19 protein-coding genes are annotated in these 25,149 nt (G+C 39.0%); 7 read left to right on the forward strand and 12 right to left on the reverse strand.

The window, feature by feature from the left end; translation table 11 throughout:
- Positions 1-64: 64 nt before the first annotated feature.
- From Q2U82_RS01545 to Q2U82_RS01555, 3 genes are all read left to right on the forward strand, one after another.
- The gene (locus Q2U82_RS01545; protein ID WP_410006003.1) at positions 65-1,747 is read left to right on the forward strand and encodes an IPT/TIG domain-containing protein; all 1,683 of its coding nucleotides are present in this window, start codon (positions 65-67) and stop codon (positions 1,745-1,747) included.
- Positions 1,734-3,062, forward strand: coding sequence for a hypothetical protein (locus Q2U82_RS01550; RefSeq protein WP_410006004.1), 1,329 nt, complete (start codon positions 1,734-1,736; stop codon positions 3,060-3,062). Before Q2U82_RS01545 ends, Q2U82_RS01550 begins: the two co-directional genes overlap by 14 nt.
- A 193-nt stretch (positions 3,063-3,255) precedes the next feature.
- Positions 3,256-3,573: an STAS domain-containing protein gene (locus Q2U82_RS01555; RefSeq protein ID WP_410006005.1), complete on the forward strand. Its 318-nt coding sequence runs from the start codon at positions 3,256-3,258 to the stop codon at positions 3,571-3,573.
- Between the two features lie 677 nt (positions 3,574-4,250).
- Here the strand turns inward: Q2U82_RS01555 and Q2U82_RS01560 are convergent.
- From Q2U82_RS01560 to Q2U82_RS01605, 10 genes are all read right to left on the reverse strand, one after another.
- Entirely contained in the window at positions 4,251-6,656 is a 2,406-nt protein-coding gene (locus Q2U82_RS01560) for a TonB-dependent receptor domain-containing protein (RefSeq protein ID WP_410006006.1), read from the reverse strand.
- Positions 6,657-6,751: 95 nt separating this feature from the next.
- The gene (locus tag Q2U82_RS01565) at positions 6,752-7,291 is read right to left on the reverse strand and encodes a hypothetical protein (RefSeq protein WP_410006007.1); all 540 of its coding nucleotides are present in this window, start codon (positions 7,289-7,291) and stop codon (positions 6,752-6,754) included.
- Between the two features lie 100 nt (positions 7,292-7,391).
- Entirely contained in the window at positions 7,392-8,273 is an 882-nt protein-coding gene (locus Q2U82_RS01570) for a DUF808 domain-containing protein (RefSeq protein ID WP_410006008.1), read from the reverse strand.
- 140 nt (positions 8,274-8,413) lie between these two features.
- Positions 8,414-9,385 carry an alpha/beta fold hydrolase gene (locus tag Q2U82_RS01575; RefSeq protein WP_410006009.1) on the reverse strand — a complete coding sequence of 324 codons (972 nt, stop codon included), beginning with the start codon at positions 9,383-9,385 and terminating at the stop codon, positions 8,414-8,416.
- A 191-nt stretch (positions 9,386-9,576) separates the two neighbouring features.
- A complete protein-coding gene (locus tag Q2U82_RS01580) occupies positions 9,577-11,718 on the reverse strand; it encodes a S46 family peptidase (protein WP_410006010.1) in 2,142 nt (713 codons plus the stop codon).
- 203 nt (positions 11,719-11,921) lie between these two features.
- Positions 11,922-12,296: an endonuclease domain-containing protein gene (locus tag Q2U82_RS01585; RefSeq protein ID WP_410006011.1), complete on the reverse strand. Its 375-nt coding sequence runs from the start codon at positions 12,294-12,296 to the stop codon at positions 11,922-11,924.
- Between the two features lie 514 nt (positions 12,297-12,810).
- Positions 12,811-15,357: a T9SS type A sorting domain-containing protein gene (locus Q2U82_RS01590; RefSeq protein WP_410006012.1), complete on the reverse strand. Its 2,547-nt coding sequence runs from the start codon at positions 15,355-15,357 to the stop codon at positions 12,811-12,813.
- 655 nt (positions 15,358-16,012) lie between these two features.
- Complete coding sequence (locus Q2U82_RS01595) at positions 16,013-16,861, reverse strand: IS3 family transposase (RefSeq protein ID WP_410006013.1); 849 nt, start codon at positions 16,859-16,861, stop codon at positions 16,013-16,015.
- Positions 16,858-17,256, reverse strand: a complete 399-nt coding sequence (locus Q2U82_RS01600) for a transposase (RefSeq protein WP_410004652.1) — start codon at positions 17,254-17,256, stop codon at positions 16,858-16,860. Before Q2U82_RS01600 ends, Q2U82_RS01595 begins: the two co-directional genes overlap by 4 nt.
- Before the next feature lie 62 nt (positions 17,257-17,318).
- The gene (locus Q2U82_RS01605; protein ID WP_410006014.1) at positions 17,319-18,059 is read right to left on the reverse strand and encodes a hypothetical protein; all 741 of its coding nucleotides are present in this window, start codon (positions 18,057-18,059) and stop codon (positions 17,319-17,321) included.
- A 325-nt stretch (positions 18,060-18,384) separates the two neighbouring features.
- Here Q2U82_RS01605 and Q2U82_RS01610 point away from each other — a divergent pair, with 325 nt between their 5' ends.
- Positions 18,385-20,142, forward strand: coding sequence for a T9SS type A sorting domain-containing protein (locus Q2U82_RS01610; RefSeq protein WP_410006015.1), 1,758 nt, complete (start codon positions 18,385-18,387; stop codon positions 20,140-20,142).
- Positions 20,143-20,505: 363 nt separating this feature from the next.
- On the opposite strand, the gene Q2U82_RS01615 is transcribed toward Q2U82_RS01610, so the two are convergent.
- Positions 20,506-21,552 carry an RluA family pseudouridine synthase gene (locus Q2U82_RS01615; protein ID WP_410006016.1) on the reverse strand — a complete coding sequence of 349 codons (1,047 nt, stop codon included), beginning with the start codon at positions 21,550-21,552 and terminating at the stop codon, positions 20,506-20,508.
- Positions 21,539-22,171, reverse strand: a complete 633-nt coding sequence (locus Q2U82_RS01620) for a PASTA domain-containing protein (protein ID WP_410006017.1) — start codon at positions 22,169-22,171, stop codon at positions 21,539-21,541. The genes Q2U82_RS01615 and Q2U82_RS01620 overlap by 14 nt, the downstream gene beginning before the upstream one ends.
- A 110-nt stretch (positions 22,172-22,281) precedes the next feature.
- Here Q2U82_RS01620 and Q2U82_RS01625 point away from each other — a divergent pair, with 110 nt between their 5' ends.
- The 3 genes from Q2U82_RS01625 to Q2U82_RS01635 all read left to right on the forward strand — a co-directional run bounded on the left by Q2U82_RS01625 (position 22,282) and on the right by Q2U82_RS01635 (position 25,094).
- The gene (locus Q2U82_RS01625) at positions 22,282-23,259 is read left to right on the forward strand and encodes a D-alanine--D-alanine ligase (RefSeq protein ID WP_410006018.1); all 978 of its coding nucleotides are present in this window, start codon (positions 22,282-22,284) and stop codon (positions 23,257-23,259) included.
- Between the two features lie 85 nt (positions 23,260-23,344).
- On the forward strand, positions 23,345-24,457 hold the full coding sequence (lpxB, locus tag Q2U82_RS01630) for a lipid-A-disaccharide synthase (RefSeq protein ID WP_410006019.1): 1,113 nt from the start codon (positions 23,345-23,347) through the stop codon (positions 24,455-24,457).
- A 49-nt stretch (positions 24,458-24,506) separates the two neighbouring features.
- Positions 24,507-25,094, forward strand: coding sequence for a C40 family peptidase (locus Q2U82_RS01635; protein ID WP_410006020.1), 588 nt, complete (start codon positions 24,507-24,509; stop codon positions 25,092-25,094).
- The last annotated feature ends 55 nt before the right edge of the window (positions 25,095-25,149 follow it).

Genomic DNA, 25,149 nt, shown 5'->3' on the forward strand with positions numbered 1-25,149 from the left:
TTCGTAAAATTATTAACATTAATTTAAGATATTTATATATTTTTGAACGCCAACATTATCTCAAATGAATCATAAAAAATATCGAAATTCTATAATCTTAATACTTTTTGTCAGCTTTATTTTGTCCTGTCAAAAGGATGACGAACCGGTCAGTGCTACCGCATCTAACTTTGATGAATCCGGATTACTTGGCGCCTCCATCAATATTGAAGGAGCCAATTTTGAAGTGGGAATGATCCAGGTATTTTTTGATCTGGAAGAAGCAGAAGTAATATTTCTTTCCCCAACCGAAATACAAGTAATGGTGCCCCGAACGTTGGAGCGTTTCAATCCGCTACTAAAAGTGATTGAACTTAGAAATAATACCACAATCCTTGAAACATCTTTTCAACTTGAAACTCCTCAAATAACAGCTTATAGTAGCAATACGGTAACATTCGGTGAAAATCTCACAATTGAAGGTTACCATTTCGATATTAATAATGATTTTGTGAAGGTAACTGTAAACGGAGTTATTGCCCCCATTTTAGATACCGATTATGGACAGGTGGTAATTAACATTCCCACAGATATTGACTCCCCCGAACTTGAAATCAAGCTAACAGCTCAATTACAGGAAATTACGAGTCAGTTGAACTTAACGCTAAAATCACCTGAAATTACTGAAGTAGTACAAGAGGAAGTTTACATTGCAGGAACATTGGAAGTGAACGGCGCCAACTTCAATCCAGATTATGAAAAAGGAAAAGTCTTTATTAATGACCTCCCGGCATATTTCACAGCCCAAAATGACAAACTCTTTATCGATGTACCCGCCGGACCTTATTCCGATTTTAAATTTACCGAAATACGGTATGAAACTGCAGGACTTTCCACAACTTTTGCCTGCGATGTGGCAATCAAGGATAACTCCATAATGGTGGATGCCAATGATTATGGGCCACATTTGATTTTTGTACACAACAACGCAGCCTATAGTTTTATGTTAACGCAATCCGAACCAGAAAATCGCTACGTCTTAAAGAAGTTCGAAACTTCCGATGAAAAATGGCGTCAGGTTTCCAACTTTGAATATGAAGGATATTTGAACGACGTGGTTTATGACGAGGAGGATACTGTTTATCTTTATGTACGTGATGATTCAGAAACTCCTATGCGACTTGTAGCTTTTAATATGAATACATTTTCTGAAACAATTATGCCCTTGCCCTCACCTTCAGAAATTATATACCCAATTTTATTTACGGTTGGGCACAATCTTTATTTCGTAAGTGGAAAATATTACAACAATGGAAACCCAACGGTTTCAAGAGAAAAATTTAAGTTTACCAAAGCAACCGGGCAATGGGAAACCCTTCCCGAAAGTACTTTTGCTGAATTGCCACTGGTTCACATTTATGGTGGCGGCGCCGCTACTTCCTTTTTCGATGATGGTAAGAGATATATTAATTATGGGCTTCACGATAAAACTTTTGTAATACATCCAGACCTTTCCGTCACCGTTTTGAACCGACAAATTTTCTTTATTTACCAACATACACCTCTAGGCGGACGCTACAGCTACACAGACACACTATATAATATGGTAACACAACAGGGGATGAACATTTATTATGGTAATTTCAGGTATTGGGTCCATACGTTTTTTGTTCTCAATAATGAGGTTTATTTCCACGGAAGCCGAAGCAATGTAAACAATACCACAACTAACCGATTGCGAAAAGAAATACTCAATGAAATTCTATAAACACCTACTTTGCCTAACAATTATTGCATTGGCCTTTTTACCAAGTTGTAATCCATCGGACGATGGCTCTGACGGACAACTACGTGTGGAAATCACCAATTTTCAACCTTCCTATTCGCAAATGGTTCTAGACTGGCGTCTCTCTAAGCCGAAAAATATTATTATACAAGGCATTTCGGTAATGCGCCAAACTTCTGACGATTTTTCATATCCGGAAATAATAGACAACATTCCTTCAAACAGTGAAACTTACACTGATCTAGACGTACCCTATTACCCGGAGGTATCCTACTTTTTAAATATCAGCTTCCGCGATGAAAACCAACCAGATTTGGGCATGCAAACCTTGGAAAGCGAACTGAAAACCTTCACCCGAAACATCGTCCTGGTAAATACCGTACCGCTTCAAGTAACCAGGGATCCAATAAATGCTGATGTTTTTCACCTTATAGATAGGCTGGACAATAATTTGCTTAAAAAATACAACGCTTCCCAAAACCGAATAACTGCTGAAAAATCGTTTGATAACGCATATAGCTACACTAACCGTTTCTTTATTAGAAACAACTCGTTGTTCTTTGTAAATTCCCTAGGAGTAGTCAATCAGTTAAATACAGATGCATACCAAACGGAAGAAAATTTCCAATTAAATGTGCGGGATAGAGTAAATGCATTTTCAGTAAATGGGGATAGGATTTATTACATTGATGGCGAGGTAATCAATTTTCTTACCCTATCCACCGGAGTTAGCACCCGTCTTGGCTGGGGTTTTAATCCAGAATCCATGACAGCGCTTAACGATACGGAAATTTTATGTATCTATGACGGTTTTAATTGGACCGGCGCCACCATTTATAACTTCACACCCCAAAACTGTCCCGGAACGGCCTTTTGCAACCCCGACACCCTCGCCAACTCACCAAGCATTTCTGATGGGAATGATGTGGATGGCAACATTCTCACAATGAATAGCAATAAAACCCTAATGGTAACGGGACGCGATGGCAATATTTATAATAGGAACGACCTTTCAAAAATAGCCAGCCTTTCAACTATTACGGGAGAACCCTATTTTCAATTTGCCTTTGATACACAAAACAATATCTACGCTACCGTACAGGGCAAAAAGTTGGTTCATAAATTCAAGGCAAACACTTTTGAGCTCATCGAAACTATTGAAACAAAGCTTTATCCACTCTATCCGCTAATTACCAGCAATGGGCTTTATGTGCTTGGCGGTTATTCTCCAGTTTCTTATTGGGGCCCGTATGAGAATTTTTCCTTTAATTCAAAATGTGCCATTGAGACTTTTTAGCCATAGAAAAAAGCTAACACATTAAATATTAGATCAATTGAAAAGTTTTTCAGTAGCTATCTTCGCACAGAAGTAGCGTCAATTTTTCTATTTATATTTTGTAAATTCACACTTCGTTACACTCCCTGAATTAAATTCGCCCTTAAATTCCTACGCAAAACCTATGTGATCTAAAATTTTCAATCACAACAGTATGCCATTATATTTTTTTTTAAACGATCGGTTATTGCGCTTAGAGGGAAGGCTTTACAGTGGAAATCTATCTGAAATTCAATTTAAAATAGAAGCCGCACTAGATAAAACCCAAACTTTAGTAGTAGATCTAGACCCTTTGGAAAAGTTTGATGCAGCTGGGGCATATATGCTTTATATAGCTTCAGAAAAAGCACGGGAAAACAACAAACAAATTATCCTTTTCTGTAAGGAAAATGAAATTGTGAAACGTGTTTTTTCTTTTGTAGGAATTAACTACTTCAGCAAGCTTACACCCCTAAGTTTTAATACATTTTAACTTGCTTTTCATATAATAATTGGATATGTTTACCAAGCAATCAAAACTTCCGCTATGCTTGGTTTTTATTCATTTTGTAAGAGCAATTGTAACCTAATCGAGTTACGGAAATCTTTGGTTGCATTTTTTAAACTGAAAATCATCTTCCCGAATTAAGGCGCACCTGCGAGTGTGCCGTAACGGTTTCCTTTTTTAAAACATACATCCAATCTGAAACATCATTTTTTTGGTGTTTCCAACTCGCTTTATAATTTATTCTGAAAAGGAGACTGGGATTTTAAAATTCTAAATTTTAAAAAATTATATCATGGCAAAAGGAAGAAATCTTAAAACCTCTTCAAAAGATGAAAAAGCATTGAAACAGGAAAAAATATTGAAAAAACTTGAAGAAAAAAAGATGAAAAAACGCAAATCGCGCGTATAGATTTTGTTTTTGAATAGCTGGTTTGATGATGAAGAAGGGCCAGTGTCAGCGCCAAATTTTTTGACCGGCCCTTTTTCTAATTAAGTTAAAGTAATAAAACATTCTAAAAAAATCAAAAACCCGTACTGATAAAGTACGGGTTTTATCAAATTAAGTGGGGAGAAATAAGCCAGTGGCTTAGCTCAAATATAATAAAAAAGTGAAGATATATAGTTCCTTGCTCAAAAACATAATGGAGTATATATTTTACTCTCTAAAAATGTGCCGTCAAAGCAAGTATAAAATTTCTTCCAGCACCTGAAATCCCAGAACTGTAAGGGCGGTAACGTTGGTCTGTCAAGTTTTCAATCCCACCGCTAACATCAAAAGTATCAGTCATTTTGTACAATGCCTTAAAATTAAGCGTGTACCACGATGGTGCGAAGGCATTGCCGTTTTCATCCAAAGCATAAAACTCTGTCTTTTCCTTTTCTTCTTCCGGCAGATCTTCAAAATCACGTTTTGCCTGATAGTTCAAGTTGAGTTCCATACTTAGCTTATTTGCTTTATAATTTAAACGTGAGACCCCGAAAAATGGGGCCGAATGACGCGACGGACTTGTTTCGCCGTTATCTAATTCCTCTTCGCCTTTTTGGAAGTTTACATCAGTGGAAAAACCAAAACCTTTTGGCAATTTCACCTCAACACCCGCCTGCACTCCATAAACTTTTGCAATGGCAGCATTTTGGATGGCCTGTACTTGACTCAACTCGCCTTGGTACTCAATGCTATCCAAGCCGTTCAATTTAAAATCGCGACGCACAAGTGCATTTTTTAAGTGAGTGTAATATCCAGTAATATCAACTTTTACAACATCTCCAAAAACTTTGGCAATTCCCAAATCTGCATTATAAGCATATTCTGGTTTTAAATCTGGATTGGGAACCACCACACTTCCAGGTTCAGAATCAAATACTTTTCCAAGATCATCCACATTTGGAGAGCGGAATGCAGTGCCCAAATTGGCGCTGATCACCCAACTATCATCAGGACGGTAAACCCCACCAAAACTTCCCGTTAGCGCCCCATTGCTCAAATTTGCTTCGGTGAAAGGAAATGGATAAAATGTTGTGTCAAATTCAGCATCTAGCAAAATATGGTTGTAACGTGCTCCCGCACTCAAAGTAAATTGGTCTGAAACCTTAAACTCATCCGTAACATAAGCTGCCAACGATTGCCATTTGGATTGTGGATAACGGGCGGGACCAACTTCAGAAACACCTGTTGAAATATCTGTCAATTCGCCTTCAGAATTTACGTCATCCAGCACATATTCAATTCCATAGAAAAAAGTATTTTTTGCACCCGTAGCTTTTTTAAAATCAAGGTTTACAGAATATGCTGAAACTTCCTCACTTTGGGTGTTGCGCTCAGTCTTATTCAGCGATCTGTCAATTCTGCTTTCCTCAAACCATTGGTGTGCAAGACGAAGGCTCATTTCATCAAAAACAGAATTTTTTGCGTTGTAGCTTATATTAAGATTGTTCATCATCCAAATCTGTGGACCATAATCCCATTCGGCATAACGGGCAGTTCCATTGCGAACGCGATTGTGTCTATCATATCTGCCATAGGGCGAAGTTTCTGAGAAATGGAAACCGTATTGAAAATCCCATTTTTCATTTGGCTGAAAACGGATTTTCTGCATCATGTTTATCTGCGAATATGCTGATGGAATTTGCAAGAGCTTATCTTCCTGTGTAATCACAACATCAGTGCTGTCTTGCCTTTGCACATAATAATCTTTAATATAATCCTCAGGGCCGTGACTTCCTTGACGAAGATTGTCATAATCCCAAGAAGTGATACTCGTTACAAACGCCCATTTTTTAAAACCGAGATTCACATCAAAATGACCAGTTTTTTCATTGTTGGCGGAAGAATAGCGCACATTGGCTTTTCCTGTAATATAAGCTTTATCTGTCAGCGATAGTTGTGGCGTCAAGGTTTGGAAACTCATTACGCCCCCAATGGCATCACTTCCATAGATTACGGAACCAGGACCAAAAAGCACCTCTGTATTTTCTATGGCAAAAGGATCCAGATTAATAACATTCTGAAGGTTTCCAGAGCGGAAAATGGCAGTATTCATTCGCACTCCGTCCACGGAATACAACAACCGGCTTGTTGCAAAACCGCGAATCATTGGGCTACCTCCACCCTGTTGGCTTTTCTGGACAAATACTTTCCCTGAAACATTTAAAAGGTCTGCCGCAGTTTGTGGGTTTTGTAATGCTACTTCTTTCGTTGAAATGGAAATAATTTTTGAAGGTACATTATCACTGCTTTGCCGCCAACGTGAGCCAGAAATAACCACTTCATCTAAGCTAAGATTTGAAGTTTCAAGTGAAATTTTAAAAGCCTCAGATTCCAATTCCGCATAGCTTTTTATGAGCGTTTTATAACCCAAACTCCGAATCTCAATCCTTTCTAAACCCTTAAACGCCGAAATATCCGCCTGTCCTCTAGAATTGGTCGTGGCATAAAGATTCGTTTTTATATTAGTGAGCGTTACCAAGTCTATGGGTTCATTGGTATCCTGCTCTGTTATAGTTATTTTTTGACTATAGGCACCACCTATAAAGCCAAATAATATCCATAGTATGAATAATTTTTTCATTTAATTATTTATTTTAAGTTAACATGCCCTAAAAGAACACAATAGTTCGAGCTGTCATTTTTTATGACAACTATGTTCTTTAATCTAATTGAATGTTAACTTATCTTGGGAGGAGGCGTAGGCGGGCTTATGCGTAGGGCATTAAAAACACCCAAATTCAAAGTATCTTGATATACAACTTCTATGTTTAGTATAGGAGTGGCTTGCCAATTAAAGGGATTATTACAGAAATATAAGAATAGATAACTGTAAAATATTTCTTGGGTCTTACGGTTTTCATCATCTTGATTAAATGCGATCGCGACCATTTTCTTTAGCTTTTTATTCAGCTCGGTTTCTTCATAATCCCACCAACACCGGTAGAAAATTGAATCGCCTTTTGTTTCTGAGGAAACAATATCATACATCTGCCCGTTGTATTCAAATTCCTTTGAATGTTCCCAACGGAGTTTTATTTTAGTTTCTTCTTTTGTGAATTTCAATAGAACCAATTCCTCCTCGTTTATACTGGCAATCATTTTCCCTTTTATTTCACGACGGATTGCTGATTTTTCAATTTGTATATAAAGATAGATTGTTGCAACAGGTGCAATCAATATAAAAAGCAGTGATATGGCAATCAGTTTTTGATTCAATCTGGAAATAAATTATGTTTCAAATGTCGTAAAATTGAAGGTATCTACTACTTCTTTTTGTTTTTTGTTTGAGGAATTAGCATAATCCTTTTAAAATAAATCAGCTCTTTTTACTAATTCCTCGCCATATTTTCTTAAACCCCATTACAATAATTAAACAAACAAAACCCACCAACAGCCCAACAATAAACTCCAAAATGAAAGAAGGTAGCTGTGGCAAAAAATGATGAAAGAAATCAACATTGTGCACAAAGATTCCGCCAGCAACCAAAAGCAAGGCTATCGTGCCGATTACACTTAAAGATTTTATAACTATTGGCAATGCTTGAACCAATAATGTTCCTAAAGATTTTAAAAAGCTTTTTTCTTTCTTGCTCTTTTTTATCAGTTTATAACCGGCTTCGTCCATTCTCACAATAAGCATTACGATGCCATAAACCCCCACTGTCGCCAAAAGAGCAATAATACTAACCACCATAATCTGGGTTCCGATTGGCTCTTTTAAAACGGTCCCCAAAGCGATGATCACAATTTCCAGTGAAAGAATAAAATCGGTTACTATAGCAGACTTTACCCGTTCCTTTTCAATGGCGAGTATTTCACTTTCGGTCAATCCTTCCTCTACAAATGATTCCGAAGCATGGGCGTGTGGGAAGAAAAACTCATAAACTTTTTCGGCACCTTCATAAGCCAAATACAAGCCCCCGAGCACTAAAATAACAGTAACTGCCCACGGCAAAAAAGCACTGAGCAAAAATGCAATTGGCAGTATTATCAACTTATTTAAAAGCGAGCCTTTTGTGATGGCCCACAACACAGGGATTTCACGGGAAGAAGCAAAACCTGAGGCCTTTTCTGCATTCACAGCCAAATCGTCTCCCAAAATACCAGCCGTCTTTTTTGCGGCAACCTTGCTCATCATTGCCACATCATCCAACAATGCAGCTATATCATCCAATATTGCGAAAAAACCTGATGCCATATATTATATTTTCTTTTTTTATTAAAAAACCTTCTTTGTCATTTCGAGCGTAGTCGAGAACTACCCCCTAAATATATCTAATGTAATTGTTCGTTACCAGTTAGATAAAAAGTAACTTGGCATGACACTATTATATTTTCTCAATCCGCCTTTTCTACATTTTTCATAAAATCAACCATCTTTTTATCTACAACTTCAGGCTGATCTACAGAAAGGAAATGACCTGAGTTGGAAATAACCTCACCCCTGCCTCGTGGTATGTATTTTTCTGTTAAATGAATGGTATGCTTTGTATTAAACATATCGTCATCTCCAATCAAAACAAGTACAGGCATTTTTAATGATTGCAACTCGCTGTTGGAAAATGGCTTCATCTGCGGCAGGAATTTGTCCTCGGTATCGTTTTTTAGGCCAAGTCGATACTGGGCCATATAATCGCTATCAATTTTACTTGCGTTCTTGGACAAGGTTCCCATGGTACGTTCTACTGCTTCTTTATCAGAATGAAATATATTGAAAATATTTTTTAGCAAGTCTGTACTGGGCGGAATCCACATAATAGTTTGAACTGGGCTTAAGAGGATTAAACTTTTTATATCCCTCTTACTGTGAAGTGCTATATCTGTAGCAATCCAACCCCCACGAGAAGTTCCAATTAGATGAAAGGAATCAAGTTTCAAAGCCCAGAAGATTTCTTCATACCAAGCGGTAACTTCTTCAATATTTTTAAAATCAGCAGTTTTATTTGACTTTCCGGGTTCAATAATTAAATCGATTGCAAAAATGCGGAAATGTTTTGCCAATGCTTTGGCATTGGGATACCACATGGTGGAACTCGCACTCATTCCATGCAACAACACTACAGGTGTGCCATCTCTCGGGCCGCTCATAAGCACGTGGGCGACTCCCTTTGAAGTTGTTATATAAAGATCTTCATAAGCTACCCCCCATTTTTTTAGGGTTTTATCATAAGCTTCATAATATGCTTTATGTGCCCTATCTGGTTGGGTTATGTACTCTGGTACTTTTTTAAATTCTTTATATTCATCTTTTTTGCATCCCGAAAAAAAGGTGAACAAAGTTAAAAATAGAAGTATTTTAATATAATTCATATAAAAATTTTCGCTTCAAATATATGTGATAAATAGCAATTCTGTCTATTAAACATTAACTTGTTCCCCACCCTGCAAAGGAGGGGTGCCCAAAGGGCGGGGTGGGTATTCTATTTAAAATAAAAACCACAAACCCTAAGTATTGGATTCGTGGTTTTTATTTTAAATAGAGCTTTTACGCTGTTATAATTTTACTTCGCTAAAGTCAACTCATCAATAATATGACTTGCCCCAGCGAATTTGTCTATCAAAAATAGCACATAACGAATATCAACATTGATGGTACGTTGCAGTTGGTCATCAAAAATAACATCGCCGGCCATAGCTTCAATATTACCGTCAAAGGCCAAACCAATCAACTCCCCTTTTCCGTTCAATACGGGAGAACCAGAGTTTCCTCCTGTAATATCGTTATCGGTTAAAAAGTTTACTGGCAAATAACCGTCTTTATCTGCATACTGCCCAAAATCCTTTTTCTCATAAAGTTCAATCAATTTTTTTGGCATATCAAACTCTGCATCACCTGGTTGGTACTTTGCAACAGTTCCTTTTAAAGTGGTGTAATAATTTTTATTGGCATCGTTACGCTTGTCTGCTGGTAAAGCAATCACTTTCCCGTAAGTTAAACGCAAGGTGCTATTGGCGTCTGGATAATATTTTTCATCACTGTTTTGAAGTCTCATTCCCTGAACCATCAATCTGTAGGCGTGTTCAAAATCATTGTTCAATTGTTTTTCTTCTTCGGTTTTATAACGCAAACGGGTCATCAAATCTGTAGAAAGCTGAAACAATGGGTCATTCTTTAAAATGTCAGCATTCGGGTTTGCCATAAAGGCTTCCAACTTTTCTTTGCTCTCAAAGATGCTATTTTCAAATGCACTATTTACATAGCTATTCCAGCCTCCATCATTCTTGTTATTCGCATCAGCAACTTCAGCAACCATTGGCGCTACATTTTTGGCTTTTGTGGAATATAAGCTAAGCTGTGCTGCTAGTACATTTTTTTCTAAAGGCAAGTAAAGACCCTCATACAGATCATTGATTTCAGCATCCAATTGAGGTTTTACTTCAGCCTGTTTGGCTTCGTTTTGCTGCAAATAATAATCTATTGCATTACCCAATCTATACGGAATGGACGCCATGCGAGTACGCATCAACAAACCAAGGTAATTGTTGTGTGCACTTATATCATTGGTCTCTTTGTAGTATTTATTAATTACCGGAATTACATTCGCATACTTTTCATTGCCCTTTTTGGAAGCCCATTTCTGAAAAGCTTTCTCGTCAATGCGTTTGCTTTCGGCGGTTTTATGTTGTGTTAGCGCATCAATCATCCCTTGACGGTTTTTCCAATAATTGGCGATGCTCGCATAACTAGAAGCATAGTCTAATTTTACTTGTTGGTCCTTGTCCATATATTTCTTCATCACATCCATAGATGTTTTTGAAGCTTCTACCCAGGCGGGATAAGCATACTCCACGTTTTGTTCAATTCCACCTGCAGGCATCCAACGGTTCGTTCTTCCGGGATAACCCATAATCATGGCGAAATCATTTTCTTCAAAACCTTTGATGTTAGTAGTTAAGTGATACTTCGGTTTCAAAGGCACATTGTCTTTTGAGTATTCCGCAGGGTTTCCGTCCTTATCTGCATAAACCCTAAAAAGTGAAAAATCGCCAGTATGTCTTGGCCATTCCCAATTGTCAGTATCGCCACCAAATTTTCCAACGCTCGCTGGTGGTGTTCCTACCAAGCGAACATCGTTATAATCTTGATAGACGAAATAGTAAAACTCATTCCCTTGATAAAATGATTTTACTGAAACGGTATATTTGCCGCCTTCGTTGTTTTCTTGCTCAATCTTGGCAATTTCACGATTTATGGTTGCCTCGCGCTCTGCTTCGGTCATAGAATCATTCACCAAGCTCAAGATACGCTTTGAAACATCATCCATACGCACAAAAAAGCGAACGGAAAGTTTTTTCGGCTTTAATTCCTCAGCTTTATTCCCTGCCCAAAATCCGTTGGTCAGGTAATCATTTTCAGCAGTAGAAAGCTCGGCTATCTGACTATAACCACAGTGGTGATTGGTTAAAACCAAACCACTGTCTGATATAATTTCGGCAGTACAGCCACGGTTAAACTGCACGATGGCATCCTTTAGGCTGGAATGGTTAACACTGTAAATTTCTTCGGGCGTAAGCTGAAGCCCCATTTTCTGCATATCGCGGTAGTTCAACCGCTCAATATGCATTAAAAACCACATACCCTCATTGGCCTGGACGGGCAATACAAAGGCAGTAAGTAAAAGACAAAGAATAACTTTTTTCATTAGTAAAGGGAGTTTTTATTAGTAATTACTCGATAAAAATGTACCTGCAAGTACTAAAATTTATCGGTCGGTAAATATAGAATGATTGGTCTTTTATACCACCCGATCGTTACTGAAAAGCTGAACTTTAACTTTTTGTTAAGGTTGAATAGTACTCCCCACCCTGAAAGGGAAGGGTGGTCGCTTTAGCGGATGGGGTGGGTTTACTTTCTATTCTCCTTAAAATGATCCCGAATATCCTTCAAAACCGAAGGCAAAAAATCAAAAACCATTTTATTCTCAAAGCGTACAACAACAAACCCCATCCCTTCCAAAACCGCTTCCCGTTTTCTATCATATTCCTCAGCTGCAGCATCCATATGCACCTGCCCATCCAATTCCACAATCAACCCTTCCGAAGCACAATAGAAATCAACAATATAATTATGGATACTGTGCTGCCTTCTAAATTTTCTTCCTTCCAATTGACTACGTTGCAAATGCTTCCACAAAAAAGCTTCCGCCGGAGTAGCATTATTCCGCAACTCCCGCCTAAAAGCCCGTAACTCAGGTTTATCATGAATTTTCTTTTTTCTCATGACACAACATTTATATCTTAAAAATAATAAAATAACTTCAAAAATCTTTTAAAAACGTGTGTGCTCCCCACCCTGCAAGGGAGGGGTGGCTGCGAAGCAGACGGGGTGGGTATTCCCCGCACTGCAGGGGAGGGGTGGCTGCGAAGCAGACGGGGTGGGTACTTGTTATAAAACTAAAAGAAAAAACCCCTTCCGTCTTTTGGCAGAAAAAGCCAAAAGCCACCTTTCCATTAAACAAACAACAAACTTTTAATTGAAAATTATTAGAAGGGGAAGGAACACGAACAAAACAAAACAAAACAAAATAACAATAAAAATTAATCCCCGCCCTGTAAGGGAGGGGTGGCTGCAAAGCAGACGGGGTGGGTATTCCCCGCACTGCAGGGGAGGGGTGGCTGCGAAGCAGACGGGGTGGGTATTCCCCGCCCTGAAAGGGAGGGGTGGCTGCGAAGCAGACGGGGTGGGTATTCCCCACTCTGAAAGGGAGGGGTGGCTGCGAAGCAGACGGGGTGGGTTATTTTTTCACAACCCGCAAAACCCGACTACCATCCCCAACAACAACCCGTACAAAGTAATTCCCGGCACTAAGTCCAGAAATGTCAATTTGTTCACGGTTACTATTTCCTTTGGAAGTAAGCAACGTCTGCCCAAGTACATTCATTATTTCAATGGAAGAAACAGAACCATCGGCTTGAATATTCAGAATATTATTCGCGGGATTGGGGTACGCGACAACATTTAAGGTGTCAAAATCAGTCACTCCCAATACATCAACAAACTTGGTAAAGACGGTATTGGTTACAATAGCCGCATTAAAGTCAAAATAGATATCCGCAGCGTTTGCCACTACATCGTTCAGCTGAACCGTGGAAACGGGTTTCACCTTGAAAGCCACAAAACCTTGGCTCCCCTCAGGGTCTGATGTAGCTGTAGGCAGGTTGATATTGTCAAATATAAAATCTATCGACCCATTTACAAGCTGCGTTTCCATAGCGTGGCTGGCATCGAGAACCTTAAATGTTGTCCAGTCCAGCTTTTCATCCAGTGCATCCTGCACACGAACATTGATGGCACTTGCCGTTCCCATATTCTGAAAACGAATTACGTAATGCAAATATTCATCCACATCTTCAATAAGCACTTGGTAGCCTTCCAGCACCTGCTTATCGTTGGGGTCATAACTGTTTACCACTATTTGGTTTAACTCAAAAACATTATCATCAGGAGCGGCATCGCCACTTACTGGATTTATTGTCGCTGTATAGGGCAGTACATCCCCAGCTTCCACTATTGGCGGTTGCGCTACCTCAAAAATCACTTCAATGCTTCTTGTTTCAAAAGGGTTTAAATTACTATAATCCCAAGAAATGGTATTTCCATTAATGGAAGTTTCCGTTGGTGTCGCCTCTACAAACGTTACAAGCGTTCCATCAAAATCAAGTTCCACATTCCCGCTCAGTTCAGTTGTGCCCACGTTTTCATAAACCAGTTTATATCGAGCCTCAAACCCAGGGCGGGCAGCATTTAGTGGCACAAGGGTTACCGCAAGGTCATTGGCGGTGGTGGTTGGCGCGATACAAAAATCTGCAATCTCGGTTTGGTTAAAACCTACAAACGTATCAACCTCTTGGGCTGGCGTTAATGTAAAATAAGGCGAAAGCCCCAAAACAGTAGTCGTATAAATATTCTCTGCCACGGTAAGGTTGTAATCACCAGTGCTTATTGTAGTGGTTGCAAAGTTGTTGGTACCATCTGTAGTGTTTACAAGCAGACCACCAATCCCAACATCACCACCATCACAGCCGTTGTTTTCATCGTCGTATTTTACGGTACCAGTTATATGGTTTAGGTCGCCGTTGGCGATGGAGCAATCCTCAACAAAGGTTGCCAATGGTGGAATATCGGTAAAGTTTGTTGCGGCGTATTGGGCATCTTCTACGCAGATAAATTGGAGGTTCGGATTGTTCAGTAAAGATAAAGGATTGGCACAACCTCCCACCAAAATTTCATTATTACCATTTTTCAAATTAATATATTCCAATAAAAAGTTATTATTCATATTAAGCCTACAAAGATTCGGACTGTTTGAAAAATCTACATTGTTTATTTGTGTATTTATCAGCGAAACGTCTAGAAGATTTATATTTTGAGATATATCTAAAAATGAAATTGGACCAAAATTATAGCTAAATATTTCCAATAGAACATTTTGCGAGAGATCAATATTTACAATTTGGTTCCCTCCTATTGACAAATTTTCAAGAAGTGTATTTTCTGTTACGTCTAATGAATTTATATTATTGTTAGAACATTGAAGATTAATAAGGTTGAAATTTTGACTCACGTCTAAATTACTTAATCCACATTGCGAAACAAATAAACCCTCAAGATTAGGATTTTGGGTTATATCTAAACTTCCTATATTATTACTATATACACTTAATGTTATTAAATTTTGATTGCTTGTTACGTCTAACGATGTAATATCATTTCCATTGATTTGTAAATTTTGTAATTCAGAATTTTGGGATACATCTAAAGACGTTAAAGAATTACCAGCGGCAAGAAATGATTGTAAATTTGCATTCTGTGACAAATCTATTGTGGTTAGATTGTTACTCGCCAAATACATGTGCCAAATCATTAAATTTTGTGAAGTATCGAGTGATGATAAATTATTTGCTACACATTGCAAAACCTCTAAATTAGTATTATTTGAAATATCCAATTCGCTCAAATCATTATAATTGCAATACAACTTTTTTAAATTTATATTTTGAGAGATATCCAATTCAGTTATTTCATTTCTATCACAGGACAGCTCTTGTAAATTCACAAAAACTTCAATTCCTGTCATGTCACTAATTTCCTTTTGATAAACATTTAAATATTCAGTAACAGCCTCCGCCTCACTAACTTGAATCTCCCCATCCCCATTGGTATCAATAACAGGGTTATGGTTTAGCAACGCATTTTTAAAATTGGCATCGGGTATGTTTACTATCTGTGCGCTGGCAAAAAAAGAGACAAACAGGGTTAGGGTAAGTAGTACGTGTTTCATTTATAAAAGTTTATGAGTTTAGGTGTCGAGGGGTTGATGAGCTTCTGGTTTAACTGGCACAATATATATATATCCAAAAAATAAAAAAATCTTATTTTAAAAAAATATTCCCCGCCCTGAAAGGGAGGGGTGGCTGCGAAGCAGACGGGGTGGGTACTTGTTATAAAACTAAAAGAAAAAACCCCTTCCGTCTTTTGGCAGAAAAAGCCAAAAGCCACCTTCCCCTTAAACAAACAACAAACTTTTAATTCAAAATTATTAGAAGGCGAAGGAACAAGAATAAAATAAAATAACATTAAAAATTAATCCCCGCCCTGCAAGGGAGGGGTGGCTGCAAAGCAGACGGGGTGGGCATTCACCGCCCTGTAAGGGAGGGGGCGGCTGCGAAGCAGACGGGGTGGGTACTTGTTATAAAACTAAAAGACAAAACCCCTTCCGTCTTTTGGCAGAAAAAGCCAAAAGCCACCTTCCCCTTAAACAAACAACAAACTTTTAATTGAAAATTATTAGAAGGGGAAGGAATACGAATAGAATAAAATAAAATAAAATAAAATAACAATAAAAAATTACTCCCCGCCCTGAAAGGGAGGGGTGGCTGCGAAGCAGACGGGTGGGTATAACACATATGAACTTCCCTGATTAGCGTTGACCGTTTTTAGTTAATTAATTCATTGTCAAAAATAGTCATCAATTTTCTTTCTTGAGGCCTCAAGAAAGAAAATTGGGCTATGAACTTTTCAGGGCTCATTCTGTCATTGTTGTTATGCAATCTTTTGTTGTTATAGTTCTTTACGGCTTTTGCCGTCATTCTTCTTAATTGGCCAAAGTCCTTGGGCTTCCAGTGGTCCAGGTATTCTTCTTTTATGGTCCTGTTGATACGCTCGGCAAAGGCATTGTCCTGGGCGGAGAGTGCCATACTTATCTGACTTCCATTGCGCTTTAGAAGGCCTATGTACTCTTTATAAGTATATTGGCTTCCTCTGTCGCTATGGTGTATCAACGGAGCATCGTTTTCTCTCAGGGCCATATTTAAGGCATCCATATTTGCCCGTGCCCGCATAGTGCCAGAGACCTTATAGCCTACAATTTTCTTGGTATAGACATCTATTATAAAGACTGCGTAATAATGTCTGTTGCCGATGGGTATGTAGGTAATGTCGGACTGCCACACCATCGATGGACGGTCAATTTCCATTCCTTTTATAAGGTTGGGGTAATAGATCTTTGAAGCGATTGTTGTTTTTTTGTAATTCTTTTTACGCTTCAAGCGATATCCCAGTTCCATCATGAGTTCTATAAACCGATCCCTTCCCATAAAGTCGGGTTTAAGTGTATAGTACATTTTCTCCACCCCACAACCTGGATGGTCCGCTCGCAGTTCGTCTGCTTCAAGGACCAGCTGTGCTGTTTTGCTATCAAAGACCTTTTGCCTAGTATCGTACTGGGCAACGGCCTGCTTGCTCAGGCCAACTTCTCTGTAGAGACTGTTCAGGGAAAAACTCATTTTTTGTTTGTTTTCCCGGAACCAGTTGATTGTGGGGTGCCGAAGTTTTTTTTGATGTCGATGTCAAGTTCATCCTTGGCTATCTCCATCATCTTCTCCAGATAATCGATCATTATCTGCTTGCGACCCACAGTGCGCTCAAGCTCCTTTACACGAGCCTCGAGCTCCTTCATTTTTTTGTTGCTGCTGTCCTTCATCTCTACGATTCTGAATCCTTTCTCGCTAAAGGTAGAGAATTTATAGATCCAACGATAAATCGACTGTTCTGATACTCCGTGTAGCTTCTCTAGTTGAAGCACACTGAACTTACCGTTTTCAAAATCTGCAACAATTCGTTTTTTAAATTCAATTGAGTATTTACGCGTCTTGCGAATACTTCGTACATTTGCTTTCATAGTTTTCCACACTTTAAGTGGTCAACCTATATCAGGGACGTACAATAACCGACAACCAACAACTAAACAACCCCAATCCCAACAGCCCCCTTAGCAAACGACTTATAAAACCGATCTGGCAACTTCTGGTAAAACTGCACCTTCACAACTCCAAACACTGCACTCCCTTTCTTAGGCTTTTCGGGTATTTCCAGCACCAACTCCTTTGCCTCATCCTCTTTCGCTACCACCAAGGCATCGGTATTCAGAATAAACCTAAAAGCATTCCCCTTTAAGTTGTACTCCAACACTCCATACTGCAAATAAAAATGCGTTGATCCTTTAGGAAACTTCAACCTTTTTGGGTCAAAGGCAACGGCTTTCAAAACCCCTGTTTTAGTATCAAGATCAGCAATCGGACCTAAAATATCCCTCGTGCCAGGTCCTTTGGTAAACTTAAATTCCCGCAAAAGCTTCCGTCCCATATCACAACAAAGCCCATTGACCACAGTGCGTTTTCCCACAGGCGCTTCATCCAGCGTTTTAATTTGCATAAAAAGTTTCATCAACCTACTGTGCAAGGTCCCGTCTCCCAAATCATTAATAAACGGAAATAACGCCTCCTTAAAATTCTTGTTGAACCTACTGCAAAGTGCCAGTTCCTGATTACTATCCCGAACTCCTTGCATTTTTGGATTATTCTTTATACTTTCACGGGTAAATCCACCACCCGCTTTCCGTTGGCGCTGCTTGCCATTCTGAATGTAATAGTTAATACCGTTATAAGTTCCTTTAATCGGTGGAAAATTATCATCTGAAGCCATAACTATCTGGTTTAAAATGGGTTTTTCAGATGAAAATTAAAAAATTCCCTCAAAATAACCAAATCCGTATGCCGACTATATACCGACAGTATGTTGACTGTATGCCGATGGTATGCCGTATTTCCTCCTAGTTTCCTTCTAGTCTCCCTCTACTTTCCTTCTAGTCTCCCTCTACTTTTCTTCTATCTGCCCTCTAGGCCGCCCCTACTTTTCTTCACAAAAATGTACCCTTTCCCGAACAAATCCCGAAGACAACTAAAGCCACAGCCTTGCAAACCCAATATTTATCAATAACTTTATAAAATCTAACATCACAAAAATTCTTATGAAAAAGACAATTACTTTCCTATCGGTTCTATTCCTCGGAATAATTACCACCGCCACTGCTCAGCAACAAGGCAAAAAAGCCACCCTTAATGAAGACGGCACTATTTCCGTGGAAACTGTTACGCTTCCAGAAAATTATTACAGCCAAGAAAAAACCCAGGTTTTTGATATGCTTTGGCGTTTTGGCGAACCAGCGCACCCCAACTTCAAAAACAGTCGTGGAACCACTTTGGCAGATATAGATAACGATGGAGTGGACGAAATACTCTACGGAATATGGAATACGCTTTATGCTCTAGAAGGCAATGGCGATGTACTTTGGGAAAAACCCGTGAGCGGTACTATCCTTCTCCCACCCACGGTTGTAGATTTGGATGGCGACGGCACATTGGAAATAATCCTAAACACTGGCGGTGTACCCAATGCAGGCCGCGTCTATCTTTTAGACCCTGTGGGCAACAACCTGCCCGGATGGCCCTTAAATTTTGACGACCATTGGATGATAAATGCTCCAGCCGCCGCAGATGTAGATGGCGATGGTGTTTTAGATATTGTAACTGGTGAGCGCGTAACTGGCGGTCAAGGTTTTGTTCACGTCATTAAAATGGATGGTACTCCCCTTAATGCCAATTGGCCTGTGGAAGTTGCCGCTACACCAGCTTTCACTCCCTCCATAGCTGATGTTGACAATGACGGAAACAATGACGTAGTGATTGCCGCCTCCAGTGCTGGAATGTATATTTTTGATAATCAAGGTGCGGTTTTTCCAAACTTCCCTGTTTTTGATGCAAATGTGAATTACTCCTACCAATCCCCTATTCTTGCAGATCTAGATGATGACGGCGATCTGGAAATAATAGGAAGCAACCACGGTAACGCTGCCGGCTTTTACGTTATGGAACACGACGGTAGTTACAAAGCTGGCTGGCCCATCGCTCTCAGCGGTTGGACCTACTCACCAGCAACCGTTTTGGATATAGATACTGATGGCACTTTGGATATCTTCATGTCAGACAGAATCACTAGCGGAACACCCGGTGAAGAATTGCCTGTTATTTATGGCCTAGACCCAGACGGCAATAACCTGCCAAACTTTCCCATAGAAAAATATGGCGGCACTGAAGGCGTAATCTCCATTGCAGATGTGAATAACGACAATGTATTGGATATAATTTTTCCCAGCGTAATGACTGATGCGGCAGGCGAAGGCTTTATTCACGCTTATTCTTTAGATGGCTCAGGAGAAATAGCTGGATTTCCTTTACGCCCACACGGATTTACATTCTTAAACGGAGCTGTTTTGGGCGATGTTGATAATGATGGCCTTTTAGACCTTACTGCAAATAGCTATACCCAAACTTTCGGATCAGGAATAGACTCTACTTTTGTAAGCGTTTATAACCTTAATGTTCCATACAATCCAGACACCATAAAACGCAATGGTTATAAAGGCGACAATAGCCGCGACGGCTTTGTGAAAATTGACCCACCTATCGGAGTGGCAGAGTTTAATCCAGCTTCCACTATAACCATATTTCCAAATCCTTCGGAAGGCATCTTGAGGTTTACAATCCCTACCGCAATGCAAAACGCAAAAATCAAAATTTTCAGTATTGATGGAAAGCTGGTTTTTTCAGAAGAAAAAAATCTGGAAACAACCTCAACTTATAATTTGAAACATTTAAACAGCGGACTGTATTTCGTAACTATTTCTGATGGAAAAAATACTTCTACAGCCAAGTGGGTGAAAAAGTAGGTGATTTAAATTTAAAAATACAACAAAACATAACTGCCTCTTTCAATATTCCTTTGATAGAGGCAGTTATGTTTTAACTAAAAAAAAGATTGTATGAATGTAGATGATCTAATTGATATTTAGTAATTAAAAACCGTTTGCGTAATTCTGTATTGCTTTAAAATTGAAATTCTTTTATCACACAGAACTTGTCGAGGTACAGGATAGAAGTGTCTTTGAAAAGGCCCAGACTAACACTTTAGAAACAAATTGAGCTTTGAGATTAATATAATAAATAACACATTTATTATTTCAAACTAATTTTATCCAACGCGTTATTTAAAATATTTTTTTTTGGAATTTGGCACTTGTGATTTGGAATTTCTACTCAATAACGTGCTGCGAATAATTCCGCCACTTCTCCAAACAAGCTTCCATATCTTCGGGGATGGGGCATTCAAAACGCATAAATTCACCACTAACTGGATGTACAAAACCTAGCGTACGGGCGTGTAAAGCTTGGCGTGGCAGTACTTTAAAACAGTTTTCCACAAATTGTTTGTATTTGCTGAAAGTGGTTCCCTTCAATATTTTTTCGCCACCATAACGCTCGTCATTAAAGAGTGTGTGACCTATATATTTCATATGCACACGTATTTGGTGGGTACGACCCGTTTCCAATCTACAGGAAACAAGAGTTACATACCCCAAGCGTTCCAAAACTTTGTAATGTGTAACGGCCGGTTTTCCTTTTTCTTCTTCGTCGTTTTCGTAAACGGTGTTTTGCAAACGGTTCTTTGGGTGACGGCCTATATTTCCCTCAACGGTACCTTCCTCTTCTTCAACATTTCCCCAAACAAGGGCTACATATTCGCGCTCCGTGCTTTTGTCAAAAAACTGTTTGGCGAGGTGGGTCATGGCTTCCTCCGTCTTTGCCACTACCAATAACCCGCTTGTGTCTTTGTCTATTCTGTGGACAAGTCCAGGACGATTACTGCTATTATTCGGAAGGTTTTCGAAATGATAGGTCAGTGCATTTATAAGTGTTCCACTATAATTTCCGTGTCCGGGATGCACAACCATTCCCGCAGGTTTGTTCACTACAAGTACGGCGTCATCCTCATAAACAATATCCAACGGAATATTCTCGGGAACCAATAGAAATTCATACGGTGGATGCTCAAAAAGCACCGTAACCACATCATTTCCTTTTACTTTATAATTTGATTTTACGGGAACGCCATTTACGTATATGTTACCGGCGGTTGCAGCTTTTTGAATTTTGTTTCGGGTAGCTTTTTCAATTAGGTTCATCAGGTATTTATCTACCCTTAATGCGCCCTGCCCTTTGTCTGCCTTAAAGCGGTAATGTTCATAAAGATCATCATTACCATCTGTATCGTCAATTTCTTCTTCGTTAAAATTCGCCATTGTTCTCTTCTTCACTATTATCTGGCGCTTCTTGGTTTTCTTCGGAAGAATTATCTTCAGATTGAATTCTGTTCAATGATTCGTCGCCAACAATTAAATCAATTATCGATGTTTTTTGCAGTGGAGTGCCGGGGTCAAGCTTTTCGCCTTTATAACGCATTTCCAAGACATTGTCACTAATATGCGGGCGATAGCTTATTTTTCCAATCACAAAACCCATTGCCAAAAGTGTTGGTTCGGCTTGTCTACGGGTTCTACCCAATATATCAGGTACTTCAATTTTTCGGTAGCCCGAGGGGTTCAGCGTTAAATAAAGTTTTCGGTCTTCTTTTACAAATTTGCCCGGTTTTGGAATTTGTTCAATTACGGAATATCTCGGATAATCGGGATTGTAGTTTGCTGAATCTAAGATTTCATAGCGAAGATCCATTTCGTCCAACTTCTCCTCTACTTTGTCCAAAGACATTTTAGCGAGATTAGGCACTTCAATCGTTTCATTGTGGTTTGTGGTGAAGCGTAACCACCACAATATCAAAAATGCCAAAACTAAAATAGCAACGATTGCCAAAAGCAACTGCTTCAAAAATGCCTTGGAAAACACAAATTGGAAAAAAGTCATACGTTTGTTTGTTAATGCACAAAAATATAAAACCCAAAGTTAGTATCTTTCTATGGATAAGTGATATTTTTGTTTTGTGAGTTATTTAACGTCGGTTTTAAAGATTTGTTATGGGTAAAAAACATATTGCCGTGGCTATGGGCGGCTATTCCAGCGAGTTTGAAATTTCGCTAAACAGTGGCGCAGTGGTTTGTAATGCCCTCGATAAAAACAAGTATGAAATCTATCCCGTCCATATTTTGGAAGAAGGATGGTACTTTATTGCTAAAAACGGCACTAAGCATTCCATAAACAAAGCAGATTTTAGTTTTGACAATGGCACCGAAACAATTCGCCCCGATGCTATTTTTAATACCATACACGGCACGCCCGGTGAGGATGGTTATTTGCAAGCTTATTGGGAATTGCTGAAAATACCACACACAAGCACGGATTATTACCAAGCTGCGCTGAGTTTCAACAAACGCGATTGTCTTTCGGTTTTGAAGAATTTTGGCGTTCGTGCTGCAAATTCGTATTATGTGAATGAAGGTACCGAAATAAATGTTGAAGAAATTGTAAAGAAAACGGGCTTACCTTGTTTCGTAAAGCCAAATCGTTCCGGTTCCAGCTTTGGTATAAGTAAAGTGAACGAAATGGAGGAAATAATGCCCGCCATTGAAAAAGCATTTACGGAAGATACTGAGATAATAATTGAAACTGCTTTAGTGGGAGTAGAAGTTTCTGTAGGTGTTTATAATAAAGGCGAAGAAATAATTGCACTCCCGGTAACCGAAATTGTTTCAGAGAATGAATTCTTTGATTACGAAGCGAAATATTTAGGGAAATCACAGGAAATCACACCTGCAAGAATTTCAGAGGAAGAGACCGAAATGGTACAAAAAGAAGCAATGCGCATATACAAATTATTGAATATGAAAGGCATAACCCGCAGTGAATTCATCATAGAAAACGGAAAACCCTATTTCTTGGAAATAAATACCAATCCCGGCCTTTCCACAGAAAGCATCATCCCCAAACAAGCCCGCGAAGCTGGAATGACATTGACGGAATTTTTTGATATATTGATACAGAATGTACTAAAGTAGTTGCAAGTTTCAGGTTACAAGTTGCAAGTTTTATTGCACCACCACAACCTGTAACTTGCAACCTGCAACCCTTTAACCAAGACCAATGAAGTATTACCTCATAGCAGGCGAAGCATCCGGAGACTTACACGGAGCCAATTTAATGAAAGCCTTAAAAAAGGAAGACGCTGAAGCAGACTTCCGTTTTTGGGGCGGCGATTTAATGAAAGCTGTTGGCGGGACTGAGGTAAAACATTATCGCGAACTGGCATTTATGGGTTTTGCCGAAGTTGTAATGAACCTAAACACAATTCTGAAAAATATAAAACGCTGCAAAAAGGATATTGAAGCTTACAATCCCGATGTTATTATTTTTATAGACTATCCCGGCTTCAATTTCCGAATTATGAAATGGGCGCGCAAGAAAGGCTATAAAACGCATTATTATATTTCCCCACAAATCTGGGCCTGGAAGGAAGGCCGCATCAAAGATATAAAACGCGATGTGGACCAGATGTATGTAATTCTTCCCTTTGAAAAGGAATTTTATGAGGAAAAACACAACTTCCCTGTTCATTTTGTGGGCCATCCGTTGATTGACGCCATTTACAACAGAACCCAAGTTGACCCAGAAACTTTCAAAAAAGAAAATGGGCTGGACGATCGTCCAATCGTTGCTTTACTCCCTGGAAGTAGAAAGCAGGAAATAAAAAAAATGCTGGAAATAATGATTTCCGTAGCCAAAGATTTTAAGGATTATCAATTTGTTATTGCCGGAGCGCCCAGTCAGGAAAAGTCTTTTTACGAAACATTTCTCAGTACAAAAAACGTGCATTTTGTAACCAACAAAACGTATGATCTTTTGAGTATTTCGGAAGCTGCTTTGGTAACCTCGGGCACGGCTACCTTGGAAACCGCCCTCTTTAAAGTACCGCAAGTAGTATGTTATAAAGGCAGCCGGATTAGCTATGAAATTGCAAAACGCGTGATTAAATTAGACTATATTTCATTGGTAAATTTAATTCTTAACAAAACGGCCGTAACAGAACTTATTCAATCTGATTTCAACAAAAAAAGACTTAAAGAGGAGTTGACCATTATTTTAGATCCATACAAACGCGCAGCCATGTTCTTGGACTATTACGACCTTGAAAAAGCGCTCGGCGGTCGTGGTGCCAGTGAAAACACAGCCAAACTAATACATTCCGCAATCAAGTGAAGTAAATAATATTTCATATTTTTAAGCATTAATCTTCTATTCCCTTTTGATGAAAAAACTACTTCTTCTTTCTTTCTTCGCTTTATTTCTTTTTTCCTGTGGCAGCACAAAAAACACTGGAAAAGTTCCCGAAGCTATTGTTGGAAAAAACGCAACGAAAACAGTTCGAAAAGTAAATACACATAAAAACAACAAGGTTGCGAAAGAAGAAAATGAAGAGGAGGCCCATACTGAAAACAATGAAGAAAGCCCGAAAGAAATAAAAAGGGAAATCATTGATTACGCAAAGACTTTTCAAGGCACACGCTATAAATTTGGCGGTACTACCGAAGCCGGAATGGATTGCTCTGGCTTAGTGTACACCGCTTTTCAAAAAGAAAATATAACCTTGCCTCGAATTTCGCGCGATATGGCCACTAAGGGAATTCTTATTTCCTTTAAGGATATTGAAGCAGGCGATTTGGTTTTCTTCAAAACCAGCCGTAAAAACACCATTACTCACGTAGGTTTGGTGGTAGAAGCAAAGCGCGGCGAAGTATTGTTCATCCACTCCACAACCCGTGCTGGCGTAATTATTTCATCACTCGATGAAGCCTATTGGAAAAAGGCTTTTGTGGAAGTGCGACGCGTTATTTAGTTGCATATTTGAGCAACATTTATTAATTTTAAGTTATTCTCCCCGATTGATTTTA

Source organism: Aequorivita nionensis (assembly GCF_046352995.1).
GTDB classification, from domain to species: Bacteria; Bacteroidota; Bacteroidia; order Flavobacteriales; family Flavobacteriaceae; genus Aequorivita; species Aequorivita nionensis.

Bases quoted from the DNA above. Each gene is read 5' to 3' on its own strand.
- Q2U82_RS01585 (WP_410006011.1), bottom strand. From the start codon at position 12,296: ATGAGAAAAAAGAAAATTCATGATAAACCTGAGTTACGGGCTTTTAGG.
- Q2U82_RS01610 (WP_410006015.1), top strand. From the start codon at position 18,385: ATGAAAAAGACAATTACTTTCCTATCGGTTCTATTCCTCGGAATAATT.
- Q2U82_RS01605 (WP_410006014.1), bottom strand. From the start codon at position 18,059: ATGGCTTCAGATGATAATTTTCCACCGATTAAAGGAACTTATAACGGT.
- Q2U82_RS01580 (WP_410006010.1), bottom strand. From the start codon at position 11,718: ATGAAAAAAGTTATTCTTTGTCTTTTACTTACTGCCTTTGTATTGCCC.
- Q2U82_RS01545 (WP_410006003.1), top strand. From the start codon at position 65: ATGAATCATAAAAAATATCGAAATTCTATAATCTTAATACTTTTTGTC.
- Q2U82_RS01555 (WP_410006005.1), top strand. From the start codon at position 3,256: ATGCCATTATATTTTTTTTTAAACGATCGGTTATTGCGCTTAGAGGGA.
- Q2U82_RS01615 (WP_410006016.1), bottom strand. From the start codon at position 21,552: ATGGCGAATTTTAACGAAGAAGAAATTGACGATACAGATGGTAATGAT.
- lpxB (WP_410006019.1), top strand. From the start codon at position 23,345: ATGAAGTATTACCTCATAGCAGGCGAAGCATCCGGAGACTTACACGGA.
- Q2U82_RS01600 (WP_410004652.1), bottom strand. From the start codon at position 17,256: ATGAAAGCAAATGTACGAAGTATTCGCAAGACGCGTAAATACTCAATT.
- Q2U82_RS01575 (WP_410006009.1), bottom strand. From the start codon at position 9,385: ATGAATTATATTAAAATACTTCTATTTTTAACTTTGTTCACCTTTTTT.
- Q2U82_RS01570 (WP_410006008.1), bottom strand. From the start codon at position 8,273: ATGGCATCAGGTTTTTTCGCAATATTGGATGATATAGCTGCATTGTTG.
- Q2U82_RS01620 (WP_410006017.1), bottom strand. From the start codon at position 22,171: ATGACTTTTTTCCAATTTGTGTTTTCCAAGGCATTTTTGAAGCAGTTG.
- Q2U82_RS01560 (WP_410006006.1), bottom strand. From the start codon at position 6,656: ATGAAAAAATTATTCATACTATGGATATTATTTGGCTTTATAGGTGGT.
- Q2U82_RS01595 (WP_410006013.1), bottom strand. From the start codon at position 16,861: ATGAGTTTTTCCCTGAACAGTCTCTACAGAGAAGTTGGCCTGAGCAAG.
- Q2U82_RS01550 (WP_410006004.1), top strand. From the start codon at position 1,734: ATGAAATTCTATAAACACCTACTTTGCCTAACAATTATTGCATTGGCC.
- Q2U82_RS01625 (WP_410006018.1), top strand. From the start codon at position 22,282: ATGGGTAAAAAACATATTGCCGTGGCTATGGGCGGCTATTCCAGCGAG.
- Q2U82_RS01590 (WP_410006012.1), bottom strand. From the start codon at position 15,357: ATGAAACACGTACTACTTACCCTAACCCTGTTTGTCTCTTTTTTTGCC.
- Q2U82_RS01635 (WP_410006020.1), top strand. From the start codon at position 24,507: ATGAAAAAACTACTTCTTCTTTCTTTCTTCGCTTTATTTCTTTTTTCC.